This is a genomic window from Leptogranulimonas caecicola, assembly GCF_023168405.1.
GTDB lineage: Bacteria > Actinomycetota > Coriobacteriia > Coriobacteriales > Atopobiaceae > Leptogranulimonas > Leptogranulimonas caecicola.
In genome coordinates this window covers 744320-757343 of sequence record NZ_AP025285.1, presented here as the reverse complement: position 1 = coordinate 757343, position 13024 = coordinate 744320, and the positions used below count along the sequence as shown (strand labels likewise).

The following is a 13024-nucleotide window of genomic DNA, read 5'->3' as shown; positions in this document are numbered from 1 at the left end:
GTCATTTGTTACCAAGATGGAAACCAATAGGACTAAAACTAACGTAGAGATTTTAGGAATATTTCAGCAGGTCAGTACATCCACACAGAAGGTTCATAACCCCTCTCCTGTTACTCCCCTTTTTACATTAATTCTTCATATATAGATGCCGAGAAAGACCAGGGCTTTCTCGGCATCTCAATTGTGGACCCTATATCTTATGTGCTGGGCGGTTCGCCCTTAGCCCTCAAGCTCCCACGAGGCGGCAGAAGACTGCTCGATAGGCGACAGATAGGCTTGCTTGATGCGACTGGAACCCACCTTTGCGAACTTGTAGAAGAACAGAGGGATCATGGGCACGTCGTTGCCCACAATGACGTTGGCTTGCTCTAAAAGCGAGAGGCGCTCATTCTCGTCTTGGGTGCCACGAGCCTGGACAATGAGGCTATCTACCTGCTCGTTTGAGTAGCCGGAGAGGTTGTCGGCATTGCCGGTGTAGCACAGCGAGTAGAGGAAGTTGTCGATAGAAGGATACTCGGCCACCCAACCCTGACGGCCGATCTGGTAATCGCCGGAGTCCAGCATAGACAGGTAGGCAGCCCACTCCACGGTGTTTTGAGTGACGTTGATTCCCACAGCCTGGAGGTTGGCCTGGACGGTCTCCATGATCTCCTTATGGGAGCCGTCCACGTTATAGGAAAGGGTGACAGAGATGTCGCGCATGCCATTGGCATCCGCCGGGTGGTTCTTGTCCAAAAGCGCGACGGCTGCATCCTTGTCATATTTGGAATACGCCCACTGGTTCTCCTCGTAACCCAGACAGGTAGGCGCACAGAGATTGCCGGCAGGAGTCCTAGTGCCCTGAAGCACGGTGTCGCAGATGCTCTGGCGATCGATGGCCATAGAGATGGCGCGGCGCACATCCGCATCTTGCAACACTGGATCGTCGAGGTTGAGCACCAGGTAGTAGGTGGAGGGCTGCTCGCCATCGAGACATTGGTGATCCGGAGTGATGGTGTAGCCGTCCTCGGAGACGCCGTACTCTGCCTGAGCATCCTTTACCTGAGGTGTAGGGATGTCGCAGATGTCGATATTGCCGGCCAAAAACTCCTTATAGCCAGTCTCCACATCCTTTTGAATGTTGAAGTTAAGGTTGCCAATCTTGGGCTTCTCGCCATTTTTGTAGTCAGGATAAGCCTTGAGCTTGATGTACTGACCGTCGACCCACTGCCCGTCCATCTCATAGGCGCCATTGCCAATGGGAGCCTTGAAGTAGCTTTGGAAATCATCCAAAGCAGCCTTGGGCACGGGGGCGGTGGGGACGATGGTACAGATCATGGGGAAGTCAAAGAAGGGCTGAGAGAGCTCCACCTGGAAGGTGTACTCATCCGGGCAGCTCACACCCGAGAGCTCCTGAGCCTGCCCGTTGACTACCTCGTCATAGCCCTTGACCAGCTTGAGGTAGTAGCTCACTACCGAAGGCGACTCGGTCGTAGTGGGATTGCACAGACGGTTCCAGCCACGCTGGAAAGCAGCAGCGTCCACAGTCTCGCCGTTGTGGAAGGTGTTGCCCTGGCGGATGGTGAAGGTGAACACCGTGCCTTCGTCGTTGACCGTCCAGCTCTCGGCAGCGCAAGGCTCTACCTCGGAAGTCTTGAAGTTATAGGTGCACAGAGGGTCAAAAAGCTGGCGCGCCACCAAGCAACCGGCTACGTCTTGTGCGTTGTAAGGGTCGATTGAAGGTGGGTTGGTGATGAAGTAGCTGATTGAGGTTCCGTCCCCGGAAGCCACGCCGCCGCTCTTCTTGCAGCCGCTCAGCGCCAGAACCCCTGCCGCCAACGCAGAGCTTCCCAGAAAAGCCTTGCGCGTGAGAGAGGGGGTCTGAGGATTGCCGTTCATAGGATCTCCCTTGAGTGTTGCTGTGGCTGGCTTTGGCCTGTGAATCCCCAAGAGCGCTCGCATCAGGAAGCTCGCCCTCATAGCACCCACAGTCTCGATTCATCAAAAACCGAGCAGCCTAGTATTTCGTAAGGTTCATGCCCATGTTTGGTCCTCTTGACCTTCCCGATGCATAGATTTGGGCAAAAGACGAAGATTCTTCCACCATCAACACATATCGACGCCCATACCTTCAACTGACGAAGATACGGGCGTCGACCTGGGATGCAACATATTTTAATGGCGTAAAAACGCCTAGGCAGGCTCTGCTTAACCTAGGGTTCCCTGGGGGAAGATGAGCATAAAGATAAAGAGCGTAGCCACAAAGACGCACACCGAGATGACGGTGAGGCGATCAAGGTTTTTCTCCCACACGCCGGAGCCTGCATTGGAGTTGTACATGGAGCTGGCGATCATATCAGAGACGCCAGTCCCTTTGCCAGAATGCATAAGCACCAGAATGATGGAGGCTACCGCAGAGATGCCCCAAACCACAGACAAAAAGATATTGAGCGGGCTCACAGATACTCCTTTAAGGTACATGCGGGGCCTTAAAGGTGCGCCCCGAACAATAGGTTGGCTAGAACCACATCGAACAACCTTACCACAGAAGTTGCAGGCACATCTATATAGCAAGTCTGTAGCAAGTCTGCGATGCGTCTTTCTCACAGAGAAGCCCACCAAAGGTCAACAGTTGCCTTTGGTGGGCTTCAAAGATCTTAGGAACACCCCTTGCCGAGAAACCCTGCAGCCAAGGGCTGCAGCGCTCCCCTGATGGCTACTCCTCTACGAGCACGCGACCGGTCATTTCCTCAGGACGATCGATGCCCATCATGGCGAGCATGGTGGGCGCGATGTCGGAAAGGCGGCCGTCCTCGATGCCCTTGAGCTGGGCATCGGGGTCAACCACAATGAAGGGCACGCGGTTGGTGGTATGAGCAGTGAAGGGCTTGCGCTCACCGGAAGAGGCCACGTCGTACATGTGGTCTGCATTGCCATGGTCGGCAGTGATCAGCGCGAAGCCGCCTTTGGCCAGAATCTCAGGGACGACGCGAGAAAGGCCGTCATCCACTGCCTCGCAGGCCTTGACGGCAGCCTGCACCACGCCAGTGTGACCTACCATGTCGCAGTTGGCGTAGTTGACGATGTAGACGTCAGCGGCGTCGTCGCGGATGGCAGAGGCGAGCTTCTCGGTAACTTCCGGCTCGCTCATCTCGGGCTTGAGGTCGTAAGTAGCCACCTTGGGCGAAGGGATGAGCACGCGGGTCTCCCCCTCCTTCTCGGCCTCCACGCCGCCGTTCAAGAAGAAGGTTACGTGGGCGTACTTCTCGGTTTCGGCCGTGTGGAGCTGCTTCAAGCCCTCGTCGGCGATGACGTCGGCGAGCACGTGGGCAGGCACGGTCTTGGGGAAGGCGATCTCGACGTCAAACTCGGGATCGTACTCGGTCATGGTCACAAAGCAGGAGAGCTTGGGCCACTTTTGACGTGTGAAGCCGTCAAAGTTGGGATCGGTGAGCGCGCGGGTCATCTCGCGGGCGCGATCGGGACGGAAGTTGAAGAAGATGAAGGCATCGCCGTCATTGGTACCCAAAGCGGCGCCCTCGACGATCATTGGGGTGGCGAACTCGTCGCCACGAGGGTCTTCGGCGTAGAAGGCGCGCAGGCCCTCGGCTGCGGAAGCCACGGGCACTCCCTCGGCGCAGACGATGGCGTTGTAGGCCTTCTCCTCGCGCTCCCAGCGATTGTCGCGGTCCATGCCCCAATAGCGGCCGGAGACCGTGGCGATCTTGACGTCTGCCCCGGTCTCTTTAGAGACCTTGGCGCAGAAGGCCTGGAGGTCTTCCATGAAGCCGGCGCCGGACTGAGGATCCACGTCGCGGCCGTCGGTGAAGGCGTCCACGCGCACGCGCTTGACGCCGCGCTTGGCTGCCATGGAGATGATGGCCTCAGCGTGTTCCATGGAGGAGTGCACGCCGCCGTCAGACACCAGGCCCATGACGTGAAGCACGGAGTCTTTGGCTATGACAGCATCCATAGCGTCGGCTAGCACCGGATTCTGCTCGATGGAGCCGTCGCGCACCGCATTGTTGATGCGGGAGAGCTCCTGGAACACGATGCGGCCGGCGCCAATGTTCAAGTGACCTACCTCGGAGTTGCCCATCTGGCCGTCAGGCAGGCCCACATCCTCGCCGGAAGCGCCCAGCGTGGTGTGGGGGTAGGTGGCCAGAAGCGACTGAATGTAGGGCAGCTTGGCCTGGCTTACCGCGTTCTCCGGGCCGGTGGGAGCGAGGCCAAAGCCGTCCATGATGACGAGAAGCGCGGGCTTTTTGGACTTGAGTTTGGTCATTCCTAGATAGCCCTCTCTACCATTTGAGCGAAATCAGCAGCCACCAAAGAGGCGCCGCCAACCAAAGCGCCGTCCACGTCGGGGCAGGCCATGAAGCCGGCGATGTTGCCGGGCTTGGCAGACCCGCCGTAAAGCACGCGCACCTTGTTGGCGACGTCTTCGCCTAAAAGCTCTACCAAGGTCTCGCGGATGGCTCCGCAGACTTCTTGAGCATCATCGGGAGTGGCGGTCTTGCCGGTGCCGATAGCCCAGATGGGCTCATAGGCGATGACAAGCTCGTCGCCGGTGGCCAGCTCGACGCCAGCCAGATCGGCCTTGATCTGGCTCACCACGAACTCCACCTGCTTGCCGGCCTCGCGAACCTCCAGGGACTCGCCGCAGCAGGAGATGGGCTTGAGACCAGCAGCCAGAAGAGCCTTCACCTTGCGGTTGATGTCCTCGTCGGTCTCGCCAAAGTAATCGCGGCGCTCGGAGTGGCCCACGATGCAGTAGGTGCACCCCACCGAGGTGAGCATGTCGCAGGAGATCTCGCCGGTATAGGCGCCGGAGGCCTCCCAATAGACGTTCTGGGCACCCAGGCCAAAGGGAGCGTGATCAAAGTCGATGACGCCGGCCACGCCCTTGAGGTCGGTGAAGGGCGGGCATACGACCACCTCGACGCCGTCGACGCCGTTGCCCAAGGCATTGGACAGGTCCTGCGCCAGAGTGACGCCCTCGGTATAGTTCTTGTTCATCTTCCAGTTGCCCGCGATGAGGGGCATGCGGTTGTTAGGCATCGAGCAGCGCCTCCACTCCGGGGAGATCCTTGCCTTCGACGAGCTCCATAGAGGCGCCGCCGCCGGTGGAAATCCAGCTCATCTTGTCTGCCAGGTCAAATTTGTTCACTGCGGCCACAGAGTCGCCGCCGCCGATGATCGAGGTGCAGTCCTCGTTGTCTGCCACAGCCTCAGCCACAGCCTTGGTGCCGTCGGAGAACTGGTCGAACTCGAAGACGCCCATGGGGCCGTTCCAGAAGACGGTCTTGGCGCCGGCGATGGCATCGGCATAGAGCTTGGCGGTCTCAGGGCCAATGTCCATGCCCATCATGTCGTCAGGGATCTCGTTGGACTTGACGACCACGCCTACGGCATCGGGGCCAAAGTGATCAGCCACGACATTGTCCACAGGGAGAAGCAGCTTGACGCCGTTCTTCTCGGCCTTCTCCATCATCTCCTTGGCGCGATCCACCCAGTCGGGCTCCTGGAGGGAGGTGCCCACGGTGTAGCCCTTGGCCAGGAAGAAGGTGTAGGCCATGCCGCCGCCAATGATAAGAGTGTCCACAGAGTCCAGCAGGTGATCTAGGACGCCGATCTTGGAGGAGACCTTGGAGCCGCCTACGATAGCCACGAAGGGGCGATCGGGATCGGCGAAGATAGAGGTGAGGGTGTCCACCTCTTTCTCCAGCAGGAAGCCGGCCACGGCGGGCAGATACTCGGCCGGGCCCACGACCGAGCCCTGAGCGCGATGAGCGGTGCCAAAGGCGTCCAGCACAAAGATGTCGCCCAGCTTGGAGAGCTGCTTGGCGATCTCGGGGTCGTTCTTCTTCTCGCGCTTGTCAAAGCGCACGTTCTCGAGAACCACTACCTGGCCGGGCTCCATGGCAGCCACGGCATCCTCGGCCTCCTGGCCGTAGGTGTCGGGCACAAAGGTGACGTCCAAGCCGGTGAGCTCAGCAAGCTTATCGGCAGCGGGCTTCAAAGAGAGCTCGGGCTCGGGGCCGTCGCCCTTGGGGCGGCCCAGGTGGCTCATGAGCACAACCTTGGCGCCGTGGTCCACCAGGTATTGGATGGTGGGGATGGCGGCCTTGATGCGGGTGTCGTCGGTGACGGTGGTGCCATCCAAAGGCACATTGAAGTCGACGCGCATAAGCACGCGCTTGCCATCGACGTCGATGTCCTTGACGGTCTTCTTGGTGAATGCCATAGAGAACCTCCTCGTAGATAAGGACAAACTAAAGAACAAATAAAAAGGCGCGGATAGGGCTTGGCCTTATCCGCGCCCTCAATGAACGCTACGCGGCGAAAAACCGCAGCGAAGAAGCGCAGCGAAAACTAGTCGACGAACTTCTCGAAGTACTTGATGGTGCGGACCATCTGAGAGGCGTAGGAGTTCTCGTTGTCGTACCAAGAGGTGACCTGCACCAGGCTGCGGCCGTCGCCCAGATCCTGAACCATGGTCTGGGTGGCGTCGAAGATGGAGCCGTGGGTCTCGCCCACGATGTCGGTGGAGACGATGTCGTCCTCGTTGTAGGCATAGGTCTCGGGAATGGTCTCAGCGTAAGCCTTCATAGCAGCGTTGACCTCGTCCACGGTGACCTTCTTGTCGACCACGGCATAGAGGTTGGTGATGGAGCCGGTGGGCACGGGTACGCGCTGAGCGGCACCGATGAGCTTGCCGTTGAGCTCGGGGAGCACCAGGCCGATGGCCTTGGCGGCACCGGTGGAGTTGGGGACGATGTTGACAGCGGCAGCGCGGCTGCGACGCTTGTTGCCCTTGCGCTGGGGGCCGTCGAGGATCATCTGGTCGCCGGTGTAAGCGTGGATGGTGGTCATGATGCCAGCCACGATGGGGGCGAAGTCGTTGAGGCCCTTGGCCATGGGGGCCAGGCAGTTGGTGGTGCAGGAGGCGGCGGAGATGATGTTGTCGTCAGCCGTCAGGATGTCCTGGTTGACGTTGTAGACGATAGTGGGCAGGTCGTTGCCGGCGGGAGCGGAGATGACGACCTTCTTGGCGCCAGCGTTGATGTGGGCCTGAGCCTTCTCCTTGGAGGTGTAGAAGCCGGTGCACTCGAGCACGACGTCTACGTCAAGGTCGCCCCAGGGGAGGTTGTTGGCATCGGGCTCTTTGTAGATCTTGATGGTGGTGCCATCGACGGTGATGGAGTCCTCGCCAGCCTCTACCTGGTGATTGCGGGCGTAGTTGCCCTGGGTGGAGTCATACTTGAGAAGGTAAGCGAGCATATCGGGGCTGGTAAGGTCGTTGATTGCGACGATCTCGGTACCCTCATGGCCAAACATCTGGCGGAACACGAGACGGCCAATACGACCGAAACCGTTGAGCGCAACCTTTACTGCCATGGATTTCTCCTTTCATCGGCCCTCCCCCCGCACGGGCTCTCCATGCGCGCAAGTCAGGCCATCAATTACCACTGCTCGCATAGTAACGCTTAGAGGGAGCTTCTCGGCTGAAAACCTTATCCATTCGCTAAATCTGCAGGCAGATGGCGTATTTGACCATGAAAAGATAGACAACCCGGCGCCATCGCAACCTCTACCTGGTGATTCGCCTCGCAGCTTTTATGCATATCGATAAATAGCCAAACCGAGAAACCCATCCGCAGCAGACGTGGGTTTTCTCTTAAGTCACAACAATTTCCAGCCGGTGAGCTTGCATTATTCATCATTGAGAGAGACTGGTGTGAGAGGCCGCCCACTCTTTATCGATGGCCTCAAGCCTGACCACACGATGATAGAGCGCAGATTTTGAAAGTGGCGGGTAGGCTTTGCGGCCCAAATCTGCTAAGGGCAGATTTGGATAGGCCCGACGCAGCTTGCAGAAAGCGGCCAGTGCGGGCGGAAGAGTATCCAAGCCAGGTCCTGCCTCGATGCGGTCGATGAGGGCCAGCTGCTCTGCAGCCGCACCCGAGGCGCGTCGAGCATTGGCCATCTCGGCATTGACCGAACGATTTACCGTGTTCTTCACCGACTTCAAATGGCGCACGTTGCCCACCGCCCGGGCAGTGCGGGCAGCGCCAACCACCAAGAGGAAGCGGGCGATGTCGTCGAAGCTCTTAAGATAGATGGCAAAAGCGCCGCGGCGGCGGTTGAGCCTCGCTGTGACCCCGCAGACGGCACACAGATCGATGAGCCCTTGGGCAAGCCCCTCCCCTGAGACCGCCATCTCCAGATGAAAGTCTCCCCGGGGGTCAGCGATAAACCCGCCAGCCATGAACGCCCCACGAAGGAAGGCGGCCTTATCGGCAGCCTGGGGCACCACAAAGGGCGGGATGCCTGAGACCAGTCCCTGGCCGGGAACCAAGATGCCCAGCTCCACCAGCGCGCCCTCCAGCTTGGGCTGATCGGGAACCTCGATGAGGTAGTTCCGGGTTTTGTGAAGCACCGAGCGACGCACTGTGAGCGAGGTGTCCAAGTCGAAGACCGAATGGGCCAGCCGGATCACCGTGCGGGCCACTGCTCCGGTCTCGGTGGTGACGCGCAAGGAGTGGGTGCCCGATCCATGGAAGGACAGGGTGCCGCAGACGCGCATCAGGGCCGAGAGCTCGGCGACGCGGCAGGAGCGCGAAGGGTCTTCTATGCGGGAGAGCTCGTCTTTGACCTCGGCGGTGAACGACATGTCAGCCCCTTTGCGCCCGGGGCAGATCGCGATGGAAGAGGCTCACCCGATAGCCCTCGTCCTCCAGGTAGCGGGCCGTGGCAGCCGCGAGGGCCACCGAGCGATGCTGGCCGCCCGAGCACCCCACGGCGATGGAGAGCGAGCTTTTGCCCTCGGCCACATAGCCAGGCATCACGGCATCGAGCAAGTGGGTCCAGGCCGAGAAGAACGCCTTGGTCTGAGCGTGCTCCAACACAAAGTCTCGAACCTTTTCATCCTCTCCTGTGAGGGCGCGCATCTGGGGGTCCCAGTAGGGGTTTGGCAAAAAGCGCACGTCGATCATGAGGTCTGCCTCTTGGGGCATCCCGTACTTGAAGCCAAAGGAGAAGACGCGCACATCCATAAGCTGCTGCTCTTCCAGCTCAGAGAAGATGCCTTGGAGGCGGCGGCGAAGCTCGATGGGGCGCAACGAGGAGGTGTCGATGGTGACATCGGCCCCGTGGCGCACGTTTTCTAGCTGATGGCGCTCGCGGGCGATAGCCTCGACGTTCGACTCCCCCTCCATGGCGATGGGGTTGCGCCGGCGCGACAGGGCATAGCGGCGCCGCAAGACCTCGTCAGAGGCGTCCAAAAAGATGAGCTTGGTGGATATCTCGTGGTCGTGCAGCTCTTGAATGCCGTCTTTGAGCTCGTCGAAGAGCCCCTGGCTTCGAAGGTCGCAGACCACGGCCAGGTGGCGGCCCACGCCGGTATCGATGCCTACGATGCGCGCCAGCTGCAGCAGCATGGAGGGCGGCAGGTTGTCGATGACGTAATAGCCCAGGTCCTCGAAGGTGTGCATGGCCTCCGTGCGTCCCGCGCCGCTCATGCCGGTGATGATCACCACATCGGGGGTCTCCACCGGTGCCGCCGTTGGAGTCGCCTGGGGATTCTCTAGGCCCTTGTCCTCAGAGGAAGCCGAGGGTGTGTGGTCTGCCACTATGACCTCTCTCGCCGATGCTTCAAATTTGGGATCTCTCGCCACCCCGCGCATCTCGCCTTACCAGGCACCCATGCCTGCCGCCCTCGAGCTGCCGAGAAACCCATCCCTCAAGTATAGGGGCTCTCGCCCTCAACGGGCCTTATCAGAGGCAGCATCTGGAAGCTCTGCGTTGGAGCGGGTGCGGCCCAGCTCCTCGTCCCACGCCCTAAGGGCCCCGTAGACATCGCGGGCCACCGCCTCTGGGATGCCAGGGGTGGCGGCGATCTGCTCCTCTGTGGCTTGGCGCAACTGCTTCATGGAGCCAAAGGCTTTGAGCAGGGCTTTCTTGCGTTTTGGCCCCACGCCTTCAATCTCGTCCAAGATTGAGGCCGTCATGGCTTTGTCTCGCAGCTCCCGGTGATAGGTGATGGCGAAGCGGTGGGCCTCGTCACGCACCCGCTTCACCAGGTAAAGCGAGGGCGATCCCGAAGGAAGCACCACCGGGGCGTCGTCCCAGGTCACAAAGAGCTCCTCGTCTGACTTGGCAAGGCCTGCCATGGGGATGGCAAGCCCCAGCGATTCCAACTGGCGCTTGGCCGCATTGAGCTGAGGTTTGCCGCCGTCCAAGATGAGCAGGTCGGGCTTTGCGCCAAAACGCGCATCGGCCATGCGCTCGGGGGCATAGCGGCGACCCAGCACCTCGGCCATGGAGAGCACGTCGTTTGCCTCAGTGAGGGGCGTCTTGATCTTGAAGCGGCGATACTGGCTCTTATCGGGCCGACCGTTGGTGAAGACCACCATAGAAGCCACCGTATGGGACCCATGGATGGTGGAGATGTCGAAGCATTCGATGCGCAGCGGGGGTTCCGGCAGCGCCAGCGCGCTCTCCAGCTCCAACAGGGCCCTGTTGGCTCTGTCATCCTCGTAGCCTGTACGCATCTCGTAGCGCATGAGGGCGTGGCGGGCATTGCGCGCGGCCATCTCCAAGATGCGCTTATGCTCCCCTCGCTGGGGCACCCGCAGATGCACTTTGCCCCCTTTGAGGGTTGAGAGCCAGATTTCCTGGGCTTCAGGGTCGTCGGGCAAGGCGGGCACATCCACCAATCCGGGCACGTCATCTGTCTGGGCGTAATAGCGCTGCAAGAAGGAGCGCACGATCTCGTCTTCGTCCACGTCCATGCCGCGATCCAGGATAAACTCGCAGCTTCTCACCATGCGCCCTTCTCGGACAGAGAAGATGCAGGCCCCAGCTATCGTCTCCTCGCGCCAGATGCCCACCACGTCGGCATCCACGTCTTTGGCAAAGTAGACCTGCTGCTTGGTGTCCAGATGGGCCAGTGTCTCCAGGCGCCGCTTGTAGCGCCCGGCCTTTTCGAAGTCTAGGTTGGCAGCGGCCCCCTCCATCTCCTGGGCGATGGTGGAAGCCAACTTCGCGCGATGGCCCGAGAGAAACTCGGTGACCACCCCCACGTTTTCTGCGTACTCCTCAGGGCTCACAGCGCCAATGCACACACCGGGGCCACGACCCACATGGGCGTCGAAGCACTGGCGCCCTTTGGCGGCCAAAAGCTCGCGCACCTCGTCCACATGGTTGTCGTGGGAAGCCAGCATGCGCTTGACCTTTTTCCATTCGGCACAGTTGGCCGAGCAAAGCGGACATAGCTTGCGCACAATGTCTACGGTCTCGCGTGCCGCCCGCGAATCGGTGTAGGGGCCAAAGTAGCGGGTTCCTTTGCGATGGCGCTCGCGGGTGTACTTGATGGCCGGGTAGGCGTCGGACTCGGTGATGGCGATGAAGGGGTAGCTTTTATCGTCCTTCAGGGCCACGTTATAGGGAGGCTTGTGCTGCTGGATGAGGTTGATCTCCAACACCAAGGCCTCATGCTCGCTGCCCACCACCAGATAGTCGAAGCTGGACACCTCGCGCATCATCAGGCGGATGCGAGGGCGCTCATCCTCGCCGTTGATGTATTGACGCATACGTGCCCGCAAATCTTTGGCTTTGCCTACGTAGAGCACATGGCCCCAGGCGTCTTTCCATAGGTAGCAACCGGGATCTCTGGGTACTTGGGCCACCTGCTCTGCCAGCGAGGGGGGCTGATGAGAGGAGCCAGGCGTGGCCACCTGCAGAGAATCGCTTTTGCTGGCACTGTCGTGGACGCCCTGAGGCTCGCGGGGCCCAGAGGCATGGGAAGCCGGGTTTTGCTGGGTAAGATCCATAGGACTCTTTCGTTGCACAGAGACTTCACAGACGGCGGGTCTTCGCAAGTATGGCGCGAAGGCCCGATATGATAGATGGTTGCCTTCAAGAATACATGGGTCGGCCTCGACCCGGAGGAGAGGTACCAAATGTTACATGCCACTGAGGTGAGCGCAGCCCAGCTGGACCAGGAAGCTGAGTCCTTGGGTCTTGTGCTCCCCATCGAGCAAACCGCAGTATGGATGGAGTACGAGAGCACCATCCCCGACCGCGCCTATTGGGGCTCTTACATTATTTATGATGACGAAGCCCCCATGGCCTTGGTCTCTTTTATGGATTACAAAACCCACGGCTACCACTATCTGCGCGCCCACCATGGACCCGTCTATGTGTCTGGACCCAGCGAGGAGCAGGAAGAGCAGGTAGCCCAGCTGCTTCGCAGCCTGGTACGCAAAAAGGATTCCAAGGTGGCCTTCATCCGCATGGGCATCCTGCACGACATCCCACAGAGCCGCCCGGTGCTCTCCACCCGCCCCTATGACACCACGGTGTTCATCGATCTAGCCGACGGCGACGAGGATGAGATCCTCGCTCGCTTCAAGGCCCGCGGCCGCCGCGACGTGCGCAAGGCGCTGCGCGAGACCGGAGCCCAGGTCATAGATGAAACCGCCCAGGCTACTCAGGACTTCTCCGAGTACTACAAGATCATGGAGGAGACCGGCGAGCGCGACGGGTTCACCCCCGCGCCCCTGGCCGATTACCAGAACATGCTGGAGATCCTGGGACCCGATCATGCTCGCCTCTTTGCTTCGCGCATCGACGGCGACCTCATCAGCTGGTCCATCGACACCATCCAGGGCAACCTGGCCACCCGCTACTATGCCGCCAGCCGCCGCGGACCCATGCGCGGCGTGCCCGACCAGGAGGTCTACGAGAGCTCTGTGGCCCTAGGTAAGCTGGGTTGCACCAGCCGCGACCTCATGGGCATCGGATCCGACTTCTCCCCTACCTTACTCGACCTCAACAAGTTCAAGACCAAGTTCTCCAACGAGACCGTGGCCGTAGCCCCCGACCGCGATCTGCCCGTGAAAGACCTCTTCTACAAAGGTCTGGTGACCGTCAAGCATTTGAGGGACGGCAAAGAGGCCTAAGGTCTCCGGGGGTAATTCCCTACTTGTCCCCATCGCCTACTAAGTAAGTCCCCCTCGCCTCTCTCGTCTCCTTCGCC

At 60.1% G+C, this 13024-nt stretch carries 10 protein-coding genes; 1 reads left to right on the top strand and 9 read right to left on the bottom strand.

Going from position 1 to position 13024, the window contains the following annotated elements:
* Positions 1-219: 219 nt before the first annotated feature.
* The 9 genes from OR601_RS03335 to uvrC form a co-directional block, all read right to left on the bottom strand.
* Positions 220-1878 carry a peptide ABC transporter substrate-binding protein gene (locus OR601_RS03335; RefSeq protein WP_265592198.1) on the bottom strand — a complete coding sequence of 553 codons (1659 nt, stop codon included), beginning with the start codon at positions 1876-1878 and terminating at the stop codon, positions 220-222.
* A 309-nt stretch (positions 1879-2187) separates the two neighbouring features.
* On the bottom strand, positions 2188-2439 hold the full coding sequence (secG, locus tag OR601_RS03330) for a preprotein translocase subunit SecG (RefSeq protein ID WP_265592197.1): 252 nt from the start codon (positions 2437-2439) through the stop codon (positions 2188-2190).
* 256 nt (positions 2440-2695) lie between these two features.
* Entirely contained in the window at positions 2696-4264 is a 1569-nt protein-coding gene (gene gpmI / locus OR601_RS03325; protein WP_265592196.1) for a 2,3-bisphosphoglycerate-independent phosphoglycerate mutase, read from the bottom strand.
* A 2-nt stretch (positions 4265-4266) separates the two neighbouring features.
* Complete coding sequence (gene tpiA / locus OR601_RS03320) at positions 4267-5040, bottom strand: triose-phosphate isomerase (protein WP_136012931.1); 774 nt, start codon at positions 5038-5040, stop codon at positions 4267-4269.
* Positions 5033-6226, bottom strand: a complete 1194-nt coding sequence (locus tag OR601_RS03315; protein ID WP_136012932.1) for a phosphoglycerate kinase — start codon at positions 6224-6226, stop codon at positions 5033-5035. The genes tpiA and OR601_RS03315 overlap by 8 nt, the downstream gene beginning before the upstream one ends.
* A 128-nt stretch (positions 6227-6354) precedes the next feature.
* Complete coding sequence (gene gap, locus OR601_RS03310; RefSeq protein WP_136012933.1) at positions 6355-7380, bottom strand: type I glyceraldehyde-3-phosphate dehydrogenase; 1026 nt, start codon at positions 7378-7380, stop codon at positions 6355-6357.
* A gap of 322 nt (positions 7381-7702) precedes the next feature.
* Complete coding sequence (whiA, locus tag OR601_RS03305) at positions 7703-8656, bottom strand: DNA-binding protein WhiA (RefSeq protein ID WP_136012934.1); 954 nt, start codon at positions 8654-8656, stop codon at positions 7703-7705.
* A 1-nt stretch (position 8657) separates the two neighbouring features.
* Complete coding sequence (gene rapZ, locus OR601_RS03300; RefSeq protein WP_265592367.1) at positions 8658-9536, bottom strand: RNase adapter RapZ; 879 nt, start codon at positions 9534-9536, stop codon at positions 8658-8660.
* 210 nt (positions 9537-9746) lie between these two features.
* Positions 9747-11816 (bottom strand): excinuclease ABC subunit UvrC, encoded by a 2070-nt coding sequence (uvrC, locus tag OR601_RS03295; protein ID WP_265592195.1) that lies wholly within the window; start codon positions 11814-11816, stop codon positions 9747-9749.
* A 129-nt stretch (positions 11817-11945) separates the two neighbouring features.
* Between uvrC and OR601_RS03290 the strand changes: the two genes are divergently transcribed.
* Positions 11946-12947, top strand: coding sequence for a lipid II:glycine glycyltransferase FemX (locus tag OR601_RS03290; RefSeq protein ID WP_265592194.1), 1002 nt, complete (start codon positions 11946-11948; stop codon positions 12945-12947).
* The last annotated feature ends 77 nt before the right edge of the window (positions 12948-13024 follow it).